We start from the raw sequence: 18301 nt of genomic DNA, 5'->3' as shown, positions 1-18301 counted from the left end.
ACCCGCCCTACAAAACGGGAGAACGAGGTGCAGTTCGTAGGGTGGGTAAGCAACGCGCACCCACCTTCCGTCACCCGAGTAAAACCGAGGCCAGCCCCCTTATGACCGTCTGACCGTCGGCGGCGCAGGCAGATTGCGCGCGGACTGCACGGACCGAGGAGAACGTACACGCAGTACGTGACCCTCGGGAGTACAGCCCAGGCGCAAGCTGGCCAGTGAGCCAGGTCAGATCCCCGTCAGGCGCCCGCCAGCCACAGCAATGCATCCCCCGGCGCCACCGTCCGCCCCTGCTGGCAATGGATATGCGACACCGTGCCGTCGCAGGGCGCGCTGACCATCAGCTCCATCTTCATCGCTTCCACCACGATCAGCGGTTCGCCCTGCTTCACGCGCTGTCCCGGCTCGACGAGGATCTTCCAGATATTGCCGTTAAGATCGGCGCTGACCCGCTGGCCTTCGCGCTCGGTTTCCTGCTGCTGGGGTGCATCGAATGCCGCTTCTGCCGCTGCATTCTCCTGGGCCTGCCAGTGCGCCACTTCGGCGCTGAAGGCGGTCTGCTGGCGGGTGCGGAAGGCGGCGATATCCGCTGCGTTTTCCTCCAGGAAGCGCCGATAGCGCGCAAAATCAAACTCGCCCTCTTCGATGCGGATCGGCGCTCGCCCTTCGCGGAATGCCTCCCGGAAGTCGGTGAGTTCCGCTTCGGTTACCGGGTAGAAACGCACCTGGTCGAAGAACTTCAGCAGCCAGGGCTCGTCGCCAAACTGGGCGTTTTTCAGGAACTTGTTCCAGATCGGCAGCGTGCGCCCCACCAGCTGATAACCGCCCGGCGAGTCCATGCCGTAGATGCACATGTACATCCCGCCAATGCCCACCGTGCCTTCAGCCGTCCAGGTGCGCGCCGGGTTGTACTTGGAACTGAGCAGGCGATGACGCGGGTCCACCGGCACCGCACAGGGCGCACCGAGATAGACGTCACCCAGCCCGAGGATCAGGTAGCTGGCATCAAACAGAATGCGCTCCACCTCTTCACGACTCTCCAGCCCGTTGGCGCGGCAGATGAAATCGACGTTGTTCGGCAACCACGGCGCGTCGCTGCGCACCGTCTGCTGGTAGCGATCCACCGCCGCCAGCGTGGCGCTGTCTTCAAACGCCATCGGCAACCAGACCACGCGCGACGGCACTTTCAGTTCGCTGACGTCACCGAGGCTGCCGTCAATTTCCACCAGCAGCGCCAGCAGCTGGCGCTGGGAAATCAGCTGGCTGTCATAGCGCACCTGTAACGAGCGCACCCCCGGCGACAGCTCGGCGATGCCCGGCTCCTTCAGGCCGCGAATAGCCTCCATCAGCAGATGCACCCGCAGGCGCAGCGCCAGATCCATCACGTTCTCGCCGTACTCAATCAGCACGTAGTTGTCCCCGGCCTGACGCCAGACCACCGCCGGGATATTCCCCTGCGCCGGGCGCTCCGCGAGGATAGCGGCGCTGGAGGTGGTTTCGGGCAGGATCGACGGGTGCACATCCGGCAGCGTCGCCACCGCGCACAGGTTGGTCACTGCCACCTGCTGAGCAATTTCCAGCGACTGGGCGTGCTCAAAGGTAATGGCGTGGAAACGGATGCGATCCCCCGGCTTCACCTGGCCCACTTTCCACAGCTCCGCCTTCGCGATGGTTACCGGACAAACAAAGCCGCCGAGGCTCGGCCCGTCGCGGGTCAGGATCACCGGAAAGTCGCCGGTAAAGTTGATCGCCCCGATGGCATATTCGCAGTCGTGAACGTTGGAGGGATGCAGCCCGGCCTCGCCGCCGTCGGCGCGGGTCCATTCCGGTTTCGGGCCAACCAGCCGCACGCCGAGGCGGTTGGAGTTGTAGTGCACCTGCCACTCGGCATCAAAGAAGGTCGCCATCGATTCCGGGGTGAAAAAGTCCGGTGCGCCGTGCGGCCCGTAGAGCACCCCGATATCCCATACCTCGCCGTAGGTCGGGATCAGCGCTGGCTCCGGGGCTTGCGGTAGCGCAATGGGGGCCGGCGTGGTACAGGCCGGCAGCGCCGGCTGGGAGATAGCCAGCACGTCGCCCGGACGCAGCGTGCGTCCGCTCTGACCGCCAAACTGCCCGAGGGCGAAGGTGGCGCGGCTGCCGAGATAGACCGGCACATCAATGCCGTTGCGCACCGCAAGGCAGGTGCGGCACCCGGTGGTGGCGCGCCCCAGGGTCAGGATCTGCCCGGCTTTCACGATCACCGGCTGCCAGTACGGCACCGGCGTGCCATCGAGATCCGCCGGGCAGTTTGCCCCGGTCAGTGCCACGGTGGCATCAGTATGAAAACGCAGCGTCGGTCCCTGCAGCGTGAACTCCAGGCCGGCGGCGTCCGGGTGGTTACCGACGATGCGGTTGGCCAGCCGGAAAGCAAAATCATCCATTGGCCCTGAGGGCGGCACGCCGACATCCCAGTAGCCGGTGCGGCCCGGATAATCCTGCACGCTGCTCCAGGTGCCCGGCTCCAGCACCTCAATGGCATGAGCCTGCCAGCTCACCTCATCCAGCAGACGGGTCCACATCACCCCGGCGCGGAACTCATCGAGGCGCACGATCTGGCGCAGATAATCCAGGTTGGTGGCAATGCCGTGCAGACGCGTCGCGGCCAGCGCGGCATCAAGCTTATCCAGCGCCTGCTGCCGGGTTTCACCCCGGACGATAATTTTGGCGATCATCGGATCGTAGAAACCGCTGACTTCCGTGCCGGTGCTGACCCAGCCGTCAACGCGCACATCGGGCGGGAATGCCACCTCGGTCAGCACACCGGGGCTGGGCTGGAACTGCCGGATCGGATCTTCGGCATACAGGCGTACCTCAATCGCGGCGCCCTGCGGTGCCTGACGCAGCCGCGTCCAGTCCGGGGTTACGCCTGCGGCGACGTTGACCATACAGGCCACCAGATCGACGCCGGTGACCATCTCCGTGACCGGATGCTCAACCTGCAGCCGGGTGTTCACTTCCAGGAAGAAGAAGCGGTCCTGCAACGGATCGTAGATAAACTCCACGGTCCCCGCGCTGCGATAGTTAACCGACTCGCCGAGCGCCACCGCCGCGCGGTGCAGCGCCTCACGGGTCGCCTGCGGCAGGTTCGGTGCCGGGGTCTCCTCCACCACTTTCTGATTGCGGCGCTGGAGCGTGCAGTCGCGCTCGCCCAGGGCGACCACGGTGCCGTTGCCGTCACCAAAGATCTGCACTTCAAGGTGGCGGGCGCGGTCTACAAAACGCTCAAGGAACACGCCGTCATCGCTGAAGAACTGCGCCCCCAGCCGCTTAACGCTGCTCCAGGCCTCGTCCAGCGCCGCCGGGGTGTCACAGCGCGTCAGGCCGATGCCGCCGCCCCCCGCCGTGGTTTTCAGCATGACCGGAAACCCCATCTCCGCCGCCGCCAGCTGGGCTTCTGCCAGGCTGGTGAGCAGACCGGTGCCCGGCGTCATCGGCACGCCCGCTTCGGCGGCCAGCGCACGAGCGCGGTGCTTAAGGCCAAAATCGGCTATCTGCTGTGCGGTCGGGCCGATAAAGACGATCCCCGCCGCCTCGCAGGCCTCAGCGAACCCGGCGCGTTCGGAGAGAAAACCGTAGCCGGGGAAGATCGCCTGCGCGCCGCTGCGGGCGGCAGCGCTAAGGATTTTATCGATATCGAGATAGGTCTGCGCTGCGCTGTCTCCGCCGAGGGCAATGGCTTCACTGGCCGCGGTGACGTGCGGGGCATTGCGGTCGGCATCGGAGTAGATCGCAACGCTGGCAATTCCCAGGGCATCCAGGGTGCGAATGGCGCGACAGGCGATTTCGCCGCGGTTGGCAATTAACACTTTACTGAACATGGTGGCTCCTCAGGCACGGTGGTGGCGGGCAAGCCAGGCTTTCCAGCCGCCCCAGGATGTAATGTCGGTGGCGTGGTTAAGCGCCTGCGGTTCACAGATGAAGCCCTTCACGCTGCTACCGTCGTCCAGCTCAAGCGTGCCGATGCCGAGCGGGGCCGGGATTTCGGCGACGAACTCGCCAAAGCGTGCCAGCGGAATGTCCCACAGCTCCAGCGCGATGGGCTGCCCCTCGTCGCTGCGCACCAGACCCGGCTTTGGCGGCGTGGTATTGGCGAGGGCATACAGGCGGTACCCGTCGCCGGTGGTGGTTTCGCAGACGAAGCGCGCATCGCGCGTCGTCAGCTGATGATTCAAAGGCTGGCCGCGCAGGTGCGCCCCCACCACCGCGACGCGCACGTGATCCTTTCCGATCTCCGGGTGCGTCTGTGGTGCAAGCGGTTTCTCCGTGGTGCCGGGCGGCAGGCTCTGCGCCTGCTGCCAGCGCACGCCAAACGCGCTCAGCGCCAGATCGTGCCAGGCCGGGGCGATAAGCGTGATCCCGAACGGCAGGCCGTCGGCACGGAAGCCCGCGGGCAGCGCCAGGGCGCTGAGATCGGCGAGGTTGGTGAAGTTGGTGTAGGTGCCAAACTGCGAGTTGTAACGCACCGGCTCCTGCGCCATCTCATGCAGGGTGCGGATGGTGGGCGATGTCGGCACCACCAGCGCGTCATACCGGGCCAGCTGCTGCTGGATGCGGCGCGCCAGCCCGGCGCGGGTGTATTCCGCCTGCCAGGCGTCGCAGGCGCTGTAGTTCAGCCCGCCGGCAACAATTCCGCGCACCGTCGGGTCCATTTCGTCAGGGTCGCGGGCCAGCATTTTCCCCACGGCCACGGTGCGCTCCGCCACCCAGGCACCGGAATAGAGCTGGGCCGCCAGCTCGCTGAAGGCGCTGAAATCGATATGCTCAAGCGTGGCGCCCATCGCTTCAAGCTGCGCCAGGCTACGGCTGAAGGCGGCCTCGCTCTGCGCGTCACCGAAGAATTCCAGCCGGTCCGGCACCGCGATGCGTGGCGCATCCGTGAAGCGCGCCGGGGCGGTGCGCGGATGCTGACGCGAATAGGGATCGGCGGCGTCATAGCCCCCGGCAAGCGTCGCCACGGACCAGGCATCAGCCACCGTCAGCGCGAAGATCGAGACGCAGTCATTGAGCCGACAGGCAGGCACTACGCCCCGGGTGGAGAGCCAGCCTTTGGTTGGCTTGAGACCGATAATATTGTTGAACCCGGCGGGGACGCGCCCGGAACCGGCGGTGTCGGTGCCCAGCGCAAACGCCACCAGCCCGCGAGCTACCACCGACGCCGAACCTGAGCTTGACCCGCCGCTGACATAGTCCGGGTTGAAGGTGTTAGGCACGGCGCCGTAGGGAGAACGCGTGCCCACCAGCCCGGTAGCGAACTGATCGAGATTGGTTTTTCCCACCACAATCGCCCCGGCGGCTTTCAGGCGCGCCACCACAGTGGCGTCGTGGTCGGGCAGATAGCGAAAGGCCGGACAGGCGGCGGTGGTCGGCATCCCCGCGACATCGATATTGTCCTTCACGGCGAAGGGAACGCCGTAGAGCGGAAAGTCAGCCAGCGTCTTTTCTCCCTGACGTAACGCCGTCTGCAGAGCGGTTATTTGCGCGCTCAGCGCAGCGTTATCGGCGCGACATATCCAGGCGCAGTCGTCATTATTTTGCTCGCGGGTAAAGGCATCGAAAATATCGCTGATACGCTCAGGCTGCGCGGCGTAATATTCCCGCCATTGCGTAAGGGTATATCCCTGAAATAAAGACCATGTGAGTGTCATGCGCTGGCATCCTTTCTGGTATACAAGTTGGGATACCTGTAGCAAAGAGAGTGCCAGATTTAATTAAGTTATACATTTCAACAATATAAAATAAATGTTTGCATTATTTGCCGCTAATTTCTCGCCGGGTGTGAGGCTTTGCGGGCAATTATGGTGCGCGCTGCGTTATTTATGTGCAGCAAGGATAATAAAAATGCATGCATCGGTTATTTATGAGACGATTAGCTTATATTTGTTGGCAACTTGTGCGCTCAACCGGTCATTACCCGGCGGGGAGAGGTGCAGGCATGTACTATAGTTGTCCTGAATCTTATTCCCGCTATCACGACAGGATAATGACAATGTCTCAAGCTAAAGGTTATGCCGCCTTCGCGGCTACAACGCCCCTCGGTCCCTTCTCTTTTGAACGCCGCGAGGCACGTGAAGACGATGTGGTGATCGATATTAAATATTGCGGCGTCTGTCACTCCGATATCCACATGGTGCGCAACGAGTGGGGCGGCGCGACCTATCCGATGGTGCCGGGTCATGAGATCGTTGGCATCGTGAAATCGGTGGGTGCGAAGGTGACGAAATTTAAGCCGGGCGACAAAGTGGGTATCGGCTGCTTCGTCGACTCCTGCACCACCTGCGGGCATCGCGACGAAGATATCGAGCAGTATCTGCCGGGTCTGGTGATGACCTACAACAGCCCGGAAGTGGGCACCGACAAGCCCACCTACGGCGGCTACTCTGACCATATCGTGGTAAAAGAGGGCTATGTGCTGCGCGTACCGGATAATCTGGAACTGAATGCCACCGCCCCGCTGCTGTGCGCGGGTATCACCCTGTGGTCGCCGCTGAAACGCTGGAACGCCGGTCCGGGCAAGAAGGTGGCGATCGTCGGTATGGGTGGTCTGGGTCATATGGGTGTTAAGCTTGGTCACGCGCTGGGGGCGGAAATCACTGTGCTGAGCCAGTCGCTGTCCAAAAAAGAGGACGGCTTGCGTCTGGGGGCCGATCACTACTACGCCACCAAAGATGCAGAAACCTTTGAGAAGCTGCAGAACCACTTCGATCTGATCATCTGCACCGTATCGGCTAACATCGACTGGAACGCCTACCTGCAGTTGCTGAAGCCGGACGGTACTTTTGTGGTGCTGGGTATTCCGGAGCAGCAGATCCCGATCTCCGCCATGCCGCTGGTCAGCGCCCGCCGTACCATTTCCGGTTCGATGATTGGCTCTATCAAAGAAACCCAGGAGATGCTCGATTTCTGCGGCGAACACAACATCGTGTCTGAAATCGAGATGATTAACATCGACCAGATCAACGAAGCCTACGAGCGCGTGCTGAAAAGCGACGTGCGCTATCGCTTTGTAATCGATATGGCGAACCTGTAACACGCGCCTGTGGCGGAACCGCGCCATTAAAAAAGGGATGCACACTGTGCATCCCTTTTTAGTTCCTGCCGGTTACGCGCGCTGGCTTACCACACCTGCTCTGCGATGCGGGTGACGAGGCGCACCTTGTCCCACTGCTGTTCCGGCGTCAGGGTGTTGCCCTCTTCGGTAGAGGCAAATCCACACTGCGGGCTCAGGCAGATCTGCTTGAGATCGACATACTTCGCCGCTTCCTGCAGACGCGCTTTCACCCCTTCCGGATTTTCCAGCTCGCCGTTTTTGGTGGTGATCAGGCCCAGTACTACCTGCTGATGACCTGGACGGATAAAGCGTAGCGGCGCGAAATCGCCGGAGCGGTCATTATCGTATTCAAGGAAGAAGGCATCCACGTTGACGCTGCCGAACAGCACTTCCGCTACCGGCTCGTAGCCGCCTTCAGAGATCCAGGTGGAGCGGAAGTTGCCGCGGCAGACGTGCAGCCCGATGGTCAGATCGGCGGGTTTGCCCTCCAGCGCCTTGTTCAGCACGCGAGCGTAAGTGCGCGCCAGCTGGTCCGGGTCGTCACCGCGTTCGCGGATCTGGCGGCGCTGATCATCGGAGCACAGGTACGCCCAGACGGTATCGTCGAGCTGCAGATAGCGGCAGCCGGCGTTATAGAAGGCGTGAATCGCATCGCGCCAGGTGGTGGCGAGATCGTCGAAATACACATCAAGATCCGGATATACGCTGGCATCGATATCCTTGCGACCGCCGCGGAAGTGCAGCACGCTCGGGCTGGGAATGGTCATTTTCGGCTCGGCGTTACCGCTGATGCTCTTCAGGAATTTGAAATCTTCCAGCATCGGATGATCGCCGAAGCCGAGCTTACCGACGACGCGCACGCCGTGCGCTTTGGTCTGCACGCCGTTGAACTGAATCCCCTGCTGTGAATCGTAGCGCTCAACGCCCTGTAGGCCGTCAAAGAAATCGAAGTGCCACCAGGCGCGGCGGAACTCACCGTCTGTCACCACATGCAGACCGCAGTTGCACTGCTGCTCCACCACGTGGCGGATCTCATCGTTCTCAATCTGGCGCAGCGCAGCGGCATCGATTTCGCCGCGCGCAAACTGCTGACGCGCCGCTTTGATGGTATCCGGGCGTAAAAAGCTGCCGACTACGTCGGCGCGGAACGGGGCGTGCTGTCGTTGCATTCTTCTCTCTCCTGCCCTGCGCAGTAATTTAGCAGGGTGATAATTCACAGTCTGAACTTTAGACTTCTGGATGGCTATATGTCCAAAGCATGCCATGCACACGATGATTCGCCAAACGAAGAAAATTCATCATCCATGAATTTTCTTCATGTTGGTGGTCAGCGCCAGGCGGATAAAAGGCGTCATGATTGCGAATGAAAGCAGGCTATTAATAAATGTAGTTATTTTGCGAAACTATTAGCAAGTGAGGAACGTTCCCGGTATTTTTATGCCACGCAGTCGCTGCTCCTCCTCGTACTGAGGCCCGAACTTCCACCGCCCGTTTACCTTCGTCAGGAAATACATGGCCCAGTTTACTATCGAAATGCTTTCCGATCAGTGCGGTGTAAGTATACCTAACCTCCGCACCTGGCAACGTTACGGCCTGCTGAAACCGGCGCGCGATGGTAACGGGCGGCGCTTCTATGATTACAGCCACCTGATGCGTACGCAGATGATCGTGAAGTGGCTGGAACGCGGTATCCCGCTCACGGAAATCGCGAAGCTGGTGAAGGGTGAACATGCCACCCTGAACAGCCAGTGGGCGCTGTATCAGGAGAGCCTCCTGTCGGCGCTGGAGAAGCCAACCAGCGATAAGCTACGGGCGCTGCTGCGCCGTCTGGGGCGGGAGTTGCCCGCAGGCTTGATGGTAGACAATATCATCGCCCCGCTGCGTCTGTGGTTGCAGCAAGGCCAGAATGCTACCCAGAACACGCGCCGGGTGCGGTTTGATACGCTGGTGCTGGAGTATATCACCTGGGTGCTACAGACGATGCGCAAGCGCCCCGCGGCCTCGCTGGTCATCATTCCGCTGAATATGAACGATCCGCTGGCGGTATGGCTGGAAGCGTTACGCTCTTCCAGCGAAGGCTTTCGCATTGAGGTGCTGTGCGAGGCGGTACAGCATCCGGAGCTGAAGATGTTCGTCGCTGAGCACTACATGCTCTACAGCGATCTCCCCCTGACGCCGCTCCAGGAGGTCCAGCTTCAGCAGTGGCAGAGCGAGGGCATGCCGCTGTTTTTCGCGGGCCGGGCGTTTCAGTCGCTTAGCACCTTCCCGTCAACGCTGTACAACGACGCGCTGGAAGATGTCGGCTGATGCCTTCTGCGCTGGATAATGTGCAAAAAAAAACCGCCAGGGTAACCGGCGGCAATGCTTGCATGGATAGACTGTTTTATCTTTTATCGCTATGCGCATTTCCTGGCGCATAACGGATCGCGTACCTACGCTAGCATCGTGATTCTTAACGGCGCTTAAACAACACGATCATTTATGCTTCACCGCGCTTTACGCCTCAGGCCATAAATTAAAGCCTTACCAGGCCCCTTTTTTCCTGGTAAGGTCAATAATGATTGTTAAGCAAACCGACTGAACTGAGATGATGACTGACGTAAAACGCCCGCAGCTTCAGCTGCCGAACAACGCACCAAAACTCCTGTTGCACTCCTGCTGCGCACCCTGCTCCGGTGAAGTGATGGAGGCACTGCACGCCTCTGGTATCGACTACACCATCTTTTTCTACAATCCCAATATTCACCCGGAAAAAGAGTATCTGCTGCGCAAAGAGGAAAATATTCGCTTTGCCGAGAAACACGGCGTGCCCTTTGTCGATGCGGATTACGACACCGATAACTGGTTTGAGCGGGCAAAAGGGATGGAGTGGGAGCCTGAGCGCGGCGTGCGCTGCACCATGTGCTTCGATATGCGTTTCGAGCGCACCGCGCTGTATGCCCACGAACACGGTTTTCGCGTGATCAGTAGCTCGCTGGGTATTTCACGCTGGAAAAACATGCAGCAGATTAATGACTGCGGCCAGCGTGCAGCAGCGCCTTATGAGGGCATGGTTTACTGGGACTATAACTGGCGCAAACAGGGCGGCTCCTCGCGCATGATTGAGATCAGCAAGCGCGAACGTTTTTATCAGCAGGAGTACTGCGGCTGCGTTTATTCGCTGCGTGACAGCAATCTGCACCGAAAATCCCAGGGTCGGTCGCTGATCAAACTGGGTAAACTCTATTACGGCGATGACGACTGAGCGCATTGCCGCTTTTGACTCTGAATACGCCTTTTTTCTGGCAGGAACCCTCTATGTTCTCCGGGTTGAACAAGCATCAAAGTAAAAAACTGGCAGCCGTAGAGCTGTTGCGCCAGGAAGACGGCACCCGCGATCGCACGCTGGGGGAATTTGCCCGTCTGGCAAAAAGCATCATGGGTGTGGAGGGGTGTTTCGTCACCGTCTTCGACAATAATTTCCAGTACATTAAGTTTGCGGAGAACGTACCGCATCTGCTGGAAAAAATGCCGGTGGATGAGGCGATGTGCCAGTATTCGGTGCTGACCTGCGAGCCGGTGATCTGCCAGGATACCCGCCTTGACGAGCGCTTTATCGATCATCCGCTGGTCCAGCGCGGGGTGGTGATTTTCTATGCTGCTGCGCCGCTGACCACCCGCGACGGCCTGGCGCTCGGTACCCTGTGCGTCAGCCACGCCTCCCCGGTGATGCCTTCACCCGAACGGATCGCGCAGTTTATTCAGCTGGCGGGCCTCGCCAGCGCCTGGCTTGATACCTGGTACTCGGTGGGCCGCATTGATGCGCTGACCGGGCTGCCGAATCGGCAGACGCTGCTCAAAGAGATGGATCGTCTCTCTTTCGCAGGAGTGGATGAACCGCTGGTGATGATGATCTTCGACTGCATCGACATTACCCGCGCCTACGAGTTGTCGCGCTATCTCGGGCTGGCGGCGGTGGAGAAACTGCTGCGCAACTTCGGGCCGCTGCTGCGTATGCGCCTGCGCCTTACACCGGATGTGCCGCTGTATGCCTTTGCAGCGGGGCGCTACGCCCTGCTGGTGAACAACAAGCTGGCACGTACCCTGATCAAACGTACCCTCGCCCTGCCGCCTACCCGGGCAAAAATTGCCGGTGATACCGAAATCCCGCTGCGCACGCATGCCGGTTACGCCAGTTTTATTCCTAACCAGGATTCCGGCCAGGAGGTGTTCCGTCAGGCGGTGAGCGCCCTGCATGAAGCAATTCGTCAGGGGAACACCGTTCAGGCGTTCGATGCGGTGCTGGACGGCAAGCGTAATGATGACTTCCGCCTGCTGTACGATCTCGGCGAAGCGGTAAAAAATGGCGGCGAGCTTTATCTGGTCTACCAGCCGAAGGTATCGCTGCATGACGGTCGCACCGTCGGGCTGGAAGCCCTGTTACGCTGGACCCACCCGCAGATGGGCGATATTCCGCCGTCAAAAATCGTTGCCCTCGCCGAACGTACCAGCCTGATGACGGCGATTACTGACTGGGTGACCGCCGAAGTGCTGCGGCAACTCATCTGCTGGCGCAGCGTGGGGATTATGCTTCCGGTCTCGATTAACGTAACGGTCAGCGACTTCTCGGCCCCTGGATTTGCCGACGCGCTGGAAGCAAAAGTGCTGGCCGCCGGGCTGACGCCAGCGGATTTGCGCATTGAGTGCCTGGAAACCGAAAAAGTGCTGGAGAGTGCAACGGCGTTGCAGGAGCTGGATATGCTTAAGCTGCGCGGTTTTAAAATCCTGCTTGATGACTTCGGCGCGGGCTACAGCAACATCAATTACCTGCGGCGCATTCCCATCGACATCATCAAACTCGACCGCACGTTGATAAGCCAGATCACCCGCGATACCGGCAGCCGGGTCATTGCCCGCAACGTCATCGTGATGCTCAAGGAGCTGGATTATCTGGTACTGGCGGAGGGGGTGGAAGATGCCGACACGGCGCGCCTGCTGAAAACCTTTGGCTGCGATGAGATTCAGGGCTATTTTTGCTCCCGACCCATCCCTCCGGCGGAGATTGCAGGCTGGCTGGAACAGCACGATCCGTTCAGCAGCATGTAAGCGTAACCGCCTGAGCTGAAATAAAAATTTATTTTAAGTCATCCAGGCCGCGCGGTTGCTCAGTTGATACCGCTTACACTGATTTCCGGCGAAATCATTAGTAGTATGAATGTATAAAAAACGTGCTAGTGTGAAGCTTCAACAGTACAGCCTGGAGGGGTTATCCCCAGTTCAAAATTTGTCTGTCCTGTCTGTAGCGGCAACTGTTTTTATTTTACCAACGCCTGCACGGACAAAAATCATCCCCACGGAGCCGTCTGCTCAGTGTGTGGAACCCGGGTTACGGCTCGCGCCTGCCTTCCCAAAAAACGGCATGCTTCCAGAACCACCGTATAAAACAGAGGCCAAACGCCTCTGTTTGTCTTAAGGGGCCGGGTGTTACCCCGGCCCGATGACCCGTCAGTCACGTAATCCCCGATTTTTCAGCATTGGCTCGATCTTTGGATCGTGGCCGCGCCAGTCGCGGTACAGCGCCTCAAGATCTGAGGTGTTGCCGCGCGACAGGATCGCGTCGCGGAAGCGCTGTCCGTTTTCCTCATTCAACCCGCCCTGCTCGACAAACCACTGATAGCCATCATCGGCCAGCATCTGCGTCCAGAGATAGGCGTAGTAGCCCGCCGCGTAGCCACCGCCGAAAATGTGCGCGAAATAGCTTGAGCGGTAGCGCGGCGGCACCGCTTCCAGCAGCAGGTTTTCCCGCGCCAGCGAAGCGGTTTCAAACCAGGTAACGTCCTTAATGCTCTGTCCGGCATTGATGCTGTGCCAGTTCAGGTCGAGCAGCGCCGCCGCCAGCAGTTCGGTCATGTCGTAGCCCTTGTTGAACTGCGCGGAGCGGAACAGCTTCTCGCGCAGCGCCTCCGGCATCGGCGCGTCGGTCTGGTAGTGGCGGGCGTAGCGGGTGAACACTTCCGGGTGGCTGGCCCAGTGCTCATTGATCTGCGACGGGAACTCAACGAAATCACGCGGGGTATTGGTGCCGGAGAGGCTGGCGTAGCGCGTGTTGGCAAACAGGCCGTGCAGGGTATGGCCAAATTCGTGGAACAGCGTGATAACGTCATCCCAGGAGATCAGCGCAGGTTTACCGGGCGCGGGTTTCGGGTAGTTGCAGACGTTATAGATTACCGGCTCGTTGCCGGTCAGCGTGGACTGCTCAACGAAGTTACCCATCCATGCCCCGCCGCTTTTGCTTTCCCGGGCGAAGAAATCGCCGTAGAACAGCGCCAGGCCTCGCCCGTCCTTATCAAAAATTTCCCAGGTGCGCACATCGTCATGATAGCGCGGGATGTCGAAGCGCTCGACGAAGCGAATGCCAAACAGGCTGCTGGCCGCCCAGAACACGCCGCGGGTCAGGACGTTATCCAGCTCGAAGTAAGGTTTGATCTCGTTTTCGTCGAGGGCATATTTTTCGCGGCGCACCTGTCCGGCGTAGTAGTTCCAGTCCCAGGCCCGGACGCTGAAATCCTCGCCCAGGCGATCGATCACCTGCTGAATATCTTCCCGCTCGCGCTCGGCACGGGCGCGGGCCGCCGGAGCAATGTTGCGCATAAAACGCTGGGCGGCCTGGGGCGTTTTCGCCATCTGGTCGGCGATCTTCCAGCTGGCATAGTCATTGAAGCCCAGCAGTTTCGCCTGCTGCGCCCGGAGCTCCACCAGACGCAGCACCAGCGCTCGGGTATCGTTATCGTCGCCGCGCTGCGCACGCTCCCAGGCGGCATTAAACAGGGTTTCCCGCGTGGCACGGTTTTCCAGGGCTGCCAGCGCTGGCTGTTGGGTGGTGTTGAGCAGCGGCAACACCCAGCGCCCTTGCAGGCCACGCGCCCGGGCGGCTTCCGCAGCCGCCGCGATCTCCTCCTCGCTCAGCCCGGCAAGCTGCGCCACGTCATCCACCACCAGCGCACCGGCTTTATTCGCCGCCAGCAGACGGTTATTGAACTGGCTGGTCAGTTGCGCGGCCTCTTTATTCAGGGCTTTCAGCTGCGCCTTCTGCTCATGGCCGAGGCGCGCCCCGGCCAGCATAAAGCGCTGCCAGAGGGTTTCGACCAGCCGCAGCGACTCGGCGTCCAGCCCGAGGCTGTGACGCGTCTGATATACCGCATCGACGCGCACAAACAGCGGCTCGTTGAGGTAGATATCATCTGCCAGCTCCGCCAGTTCAGCGCTGAACGCTTCGTCCAGCGTCTGCAAATAATCGTTAGTGTGCGCGGCGGTCATGGCAAAAAACACGGCGGTGACGCGGCTCAACGTGCGCCCGCTGTTCTCCAGCGCCAGCACGGTGTTGTCGAAGTCCGGTGCGGCTGTGTTAGCCACAATGGCGGCAATCTCCTCGCGCTTGATGCGCACCGCTTCATCGAACGCCGGACGGTAATGTTGATCGGTTATCACATCAAAACGGGGGGCCTCGTAAGGCAGCAGGCTGGTCTCAAAAAACGGATTCTGTGCGGACATCGTCGGCTCCGGTTAGGTCATCATGACAATCCTCTAGCTTATGCAACGATGCCCCCTCCGGCAATGGGCAGGCGGGAAACAGGCTGATACGTATCCAGGTTCCCTGAAAAGCAGTGAGCGTGCTAAGGTAATACAACACAAAAAGCGTTGAGGAACAGTGAGATGATTATATTAGTTACCGGAGCCACCTCCGGGTTTGGCGAACATATCACCCGTCGCTTCGTAAAAAATGGTCATAAGGTTATCGCGACCGGCCGCCGCCAGGAGCGTCTGCAGGAGCTGAAGGACGAACTGGGCGACGGCATTCACACCGCGCAGCTCGACGTGCGCAACCGCGCTGCCATTGAGGAGATGCTGAGCGCCCTGCCCGCTGAGTGGCAGGCAATTGATATCCTGGTCAACAACGCAGGCCTGGCGCTCGGTCTGGAGCCAGCCCACAAAGCGAGCCTCGAAGACTGGGAAAACATGATCGACACCAACAACAAAGGGCTGGTGTACATGACCCGCGCGGTGCTGCCGGGCATGGTGGAGCGTAATTGCGGCCATATCATTAACATTGGCTCCACCGCAGGCAGCTGGCCTTACGCGGGCGGCAACGTCTACGGCGCAACCAAAGCCTTTGTGCGCCAGTTCAGCCTGAACCTGCGTACCGATCTGCACGGCACCGCGGTGCGCGTCACCGACATTGAGCCGGGCCTGGTGGGCGGTACCGAGTTCTCCAACGTGCGTTTCAAAGGTGATGATGCCAAAGCGGGTAAAACCTACGAGAACACCAGCGCCCTGACGCCGGACGACGTCACCGAGGCGGTGTGGTGGGTGGCGACGCTGCCAGCGCACGTCAACATCAATACCGTGGAAATGATGCCGGTCAGCCAGTCCTTTGCCGGGCTGAGCGTCCATCGCGGCGAGTGATCCTCCCGCCCGGCCTGCGGGCCGGGTATGGGCTGACCCGCCAAAAGGTGATAGATTACGCGCATACCCGCTTAAAAAGTAAGAAATAATGGCCGCCGAAACGCAACTCAATCCCACCCAACCGGTTAACCAGCAAATCTATCGTATTTTACGACGTGATATCGTGCACTGCCTGATCCCACCGGGAACGCCGCTGTCGGAAAAAGAGGTGTCAGTACGGTTCGACGTGTCGCGCCAGCCGGTGCGGGAAGCGTTTATCAAGCTGGCTGAAAATGGCTTGATTCAGATCCGCCCCCAGCGCGGCAGCTACGTAAATAAGATCTCCCTTTCCCAGGTGCGCAACGGCTGCTTTGTGCGTCAGGCGATTGAGTGCGCGGTGGCGCGGCGCGCGGCGTCGTTGATTGACGATGCCCAGTGCTATCAGCTGGAGCAAAACCTGAACCAGCAGCGCATCGCCATTGAGCGCAAGCAGCTTAACGATTTCTTCCAGCTCGACGATGAGTTCCACCAGCGCCTGGCCCAGGTGGCAGACTGCCAGCTAGCCTGGGACACCATCGAAAACATCAAGGCGACCATCGACCGCGTGCGCTATATGAGCCTCGATCACGTCTCGCCGCCCGAGATGCTGCTGCGCCAGCACAACGATATTTTCCTCGCGCTGGAAAAGCGCGACGGCGACGCGGTAGAGCACGCCATGACGGTCCATCTGCAGGAGATCAGCGAGTCGGTGCAGCTGATCCGTCAGGAAAACCGCGAGTGGTTCAGCGAAGAGTAGCCTGCTGCACAGCGTGATATTCATCACACAAATCCATCAGATTTTGATCGAGGTTAAGGTTTTCTGCGGTCGCGTTTTTACACTTTACAGCGTCTGAATTTTTATCGCTGTTCAGAGGAGAAACCACCATGAGAACTTACGACCGTAACCGCAACCCGATTTCCACCGGCAGCCGCGTGATGATTAGCGGCAGTGGCCAGACCGGCGTTATCAAAGCTATTCACGCCGACGGCCTGAGCGCAGAGAAAGTACGCCGTGAAAAAACCGTGGAAGTGGAAGGGTGCGACGGGCAGTATGCCCCGGTTGAGCTGATCCGGCTTGGTTTGCACTAAAGGAAACGTGCCGCCTTAGGGCGGCACCAATGTTTGTTACGCTACCCGTTCAGCGTAAGCCGCCACCGTTGCTTTCGCCCCCTTCTCGCACAGCATCAGATACGCCTGGGTGACCGCCGCGGTAAACGCCGCATCACAAGGCAGCTCGTTACCAAATATCGCCACAATCCCCAGTAACGCCTTCACCCGCGCCGCGCCGTCGTCGCTACGCTCAACCGCCTGCTGAATAACCGGCAGCAGCGGATCGCTGACGTCAATGGCTGCCCCCTGCTCGTCCACGCCGCCCACGTAACGCATCCAGGCCGCAATCCCCAGCGCCAGTAGTTCGAAGCGGCTGCCGTGTACCCGATGCCAGCGCACCGAATCGAGCAGGCGCTGGGGCAGCTTCTGGCTGCCGTCCATCGCGATCTGCCAGGTGCGGTGGCGCAGCGCCGGGTTGCTGTAGCGCTCAATCAGCAGATCGGCATAGCGCGCAAGATCCACGCCTTTCACCCGCAGCGTCGGGGCCTGCTCGTTCAGCATCAGCGCCCGCGCCGCACGTCTGAAATGCACATCTTCCATGCAGTCGTTGATGTGCTGATACCCGGCCAGGTAGCCGGTGTAAGCCAGAAACGAGTGGCTGCCGTTGAGCATGCGCAGTTTCATCTCTTCGAATGGAATAACGTCGGACACCAGTTCCGCCCCGGCCTTTTCCCACGCCGGACGCCCGGCGACGAAGTTATCCTCAATCACCCACTGGCGGAACGGCTCGCAGGCCACCGCCGCCGGGTCGCGCACGCCGGTAAGTTGCTCAATTTTCTCCAGCGTCTGCGGCGTGACGGCCGGGACGATGCGATCCACCATAGTTGACGGAAAAGTCACCTTATCGGCGATCCACTGCGCCAGCGCGGCGTCGCGCGCGGCGGCAAAGGCCAGCACCACGTTTTTCAGCACGTGCCCATTTTCCGGCATGTTATCGCAGGACATGACGCTGAACGGGGGCAGCCCCGCCGCCTTACGCCGCGCCAGCGCTTCGACGATCACGCCCGGAGCCGACCCCGGCCGCTGCGGATGCTGCAGGTCGGCGACAATCAGCGGATGGTCCAGCACCAGCTGACCGGTGGCCGGCGCATGGCAGTAGCCTTTCTCGGTAATGGTGAGTGAGACGATAGCCACCTGCGGCTCGCACAGCGCGTCAAGCACCGCCTCCAGCCCGTCCACTCCGGCGTGCAGCGCGCGTTTCACCACCCCAACGACCCGCGCATTCCAGCCATCGGCCGACATCTCTGCCACGGTATAGAGATTGTCCTGAGCGCGCAGATCGGCGATCTGCTGCTCGCCGCCAATCAGATTGACTTCGCAGTAGCCCCAGTCGCTGCCGTGCTCTGCGGCGAGCATATCGGCGTACAGCGCCTGATGCGCCCGGTGAAACGCGCCGAAGCCGAGATGAACGATGCGCGGGACCAGCGCGTCACGCGAGTAAGTCGGGGTCACAGCCCGGGCAGAAAGTAGTTTATGTGCCATAGAAGAGACTCGTCTTGGAAATGAAACAGTGGTTCAACAGATTACGTCTCACTCCGTCAGCGATATTGACCTGAGACAGGATTTGCTGACTATCATGACTAGAATGGTAACCGGATGTGTCAAAAAAAACGCCTGCGGTCAGGCAGGCGTTGAGGTTAAGAA

Annotated in this window: 12 protein-coding genes; 7 read left to right on the top strand and 5 right to left on the bottom strand. The window is 60.3% G+C overall.

What is annotated here, in order from left to right; genetic code table 11:
* Nucleotides 1-236: 236 nt before the first annotated feature.
* Both uca and atzF read right to left on the bottom strand, forming a co-directional pair.
* Nucleotides 237-3857: an urea carboxylase gene (gene uca / locus ET34_RS0112955; RefSeq protein ID WP_031522690.1), complete on the bottom strand. Its 3621-nt coding sequence runs from the start codon at nucleotides 3855-3857 to the stop codon at nucleotides 237-239.
* Nucleotides 3858-3866: 9 nt separating this feature from the next.
* Nucleotides 3867-5684: an allophanate hydrolase gene (atzF, locus tag ET34_RS0112950; protein ID WP_031522689.1), complete on the bottom strand. Its 1818-nt coding sequence runs from the start codon at nucleotides 5682-5684 to the stop codon at nucleotides 3867-3869.
* A gap of 341 nt (nucleotides 5685-6025) precedes the next feature.
* On the opposite strand from atzF, the gene ET34_RS0112945 reads away from it, so the two are divergent.
* A complete protein-coding gene (locus tag ET34_RS0112945) occupies nucleotides 6026-7066 on the top strand; it encodes an NAD(P)-dependent alcohol dehydrogenase (RefSeq protein ID WP_031522688.1) in 1041 nt (346 codons plus the stop codon).
* A gap of 86 nt (nucleotides 7067-7152) precedes the next feature.
* On the opposite strand, the gene ET34_RS0112940 is transcribed toward ET34_RS0112945, so the two are convergent.
* Nucleotides 7153-8256, bottom strand: coding sequence for a cobalamin-independent methionine synthase II family protein (locus ET34_RS0112940; RefSeq protein ID WP_031522687.1), 1104 nt, complete (start codon nucleotides 8254-8256; stop codon nucleotides 7153-7155).
* Between the two features lie 343 nt (nucleotides 8257-8599).
* On the opposite strand from ET34_RS0112940, the gene ET34_RS0112935 reads away from it, so the two are divergent.
* The 3 genes from ET34_RS0112935 to ET34_RS0112925 all read left to right on the top strand — a co-directional run bounded on the left by ET34_RS0112935 (nucleotide 8600) and on the right by ET34_RS0112925 (nucleotide 12172).
* A complete protein-coding gene (locus tag ET34_RS0112935; protein WP_031522686.1) occupies nucleotides 8600-9394 on the top strand; it encodes a MerR family transcriptional regulator in 795 nt (264 codons plus the stop codon).
* A gap of 283 nt (nucleotides 9395-9677) precedes the next feature.
* Complete coding sequence (locus tag ET34_RS0112930; RefSeq protein ID WP_031522685.1) at nucleotides 9678-10331, top strand: epoxyqueuosine reductase QueH; 654 nt, start codon at nucleotides 9678-9680, stop codon at nucleotides 10329-10331.
* Between the two features lie 53 nt (nucleotides 10332-10384).
* On the top strand, nucleotides 10385-12172 hold the full coding sequence (locus tag ET34_RS0112925; protein ID WP_031522683.1) for a sensor domain-containing diguanylate cyclase: 1788 nt from the start codon (nucleotides 10385-10387) through the stop codon (nucleotides 12170-12172).
* A gap of 399 nt (nucleotides 12173-12571) precedes the next feature.
* On the opposite strand, the gene dcp is transcribed toward ET34_RS0112925, so the two are convergent.
* Nucleotides 12572-14617 carry a peptidyl-dipeptidase Dcp gene (gene dcp / locus ET34_RS0112920; protein ID WP_031522681.1) on the bottom strand — a complete coding sequence of 682 codons (2046 nt, stop codon included), beginning with the start codon at nucleotides 14615-14617 and terminating at the stop codon, nucleotides 12572-12574.
* A 162-nt stretch (nucleotides 14618-14779) separates the two neighbouring features.
* On the opposite strand from dcp, the gene ydfG reads away from it, so the two are divergent.
* From ydfG to ydfZ, 3 genes are all read left to right on the top strand, one after another.
* Nucleotides 14780-15529, top strand: coding sequence for a bifunctional NADP-dependent 3-hydroxy acid dehydrogenase/3-hydroxypropionate dehydrogenase YdfG (ydfG, locus tag ET34_RS0112915; protein ID WP_031522679.1), 750 nt, complete (start codon nucleotides 14780-14782; stop codon nucleotides 15527-15529).
* 88 nt (nucleotides 15530-15617) lie between these two features.
* Nucleotides 15618-16304, top strand: a complete 687-nt coding sequence (locus tag ET34_RS0112910) for a GntR family transcriptional regulator (RefSeq protein WP_031522677.1) — start codon at nucleotides 15618-15620, stop codon at nucleotides 16302-16304.
* Between the two features lie 128 nt (nucleotides 16305-16432).
* Nucleotides 16433-16636 (top strand): putative selenium delivery protein YdfZ, encoded by a 204-nt coding sequence (gene ydfZ, locus ET34_RS0112905; protein WP_031522676.1) that lies wholly within the window; start codon nucleotides 16433-16435, stop codon nucleotides 16634-16636.
* Between the two features lie 36 nt (nucleotides 16637-16672).
* On the opposite strand, the gene ET34_RS0112900 is transcribed toward ydfZ, so the two are convergent.
* The gene (locus ET34_RS0112900; protein ID WP_031522674.1) at nucleotides 16673-18139 is read right to left on the bottom strand and encodes a mannitol dehydrogenase family protein; all 1467 of its coding nucleotides are present in this window, start codon (nucleotides 18137-18139) and stop codon (nucleotides 16673-16675) included.
* Nucleotides 18140-18301 lie beyond the last annotated feature (162 nt).

This window comes from Siccibacter colletis, assembly GCF_000696575.1.
GTDB lineage: Bacteria > Pseudomonadota > Gammaproteobacteria > Enterobacterales > Enterobacteriaceae > Siccibacter > Siccibacter colletis.
This window is presented reverse-complemented; position numbering and strand designations above follow the sequence as displayed.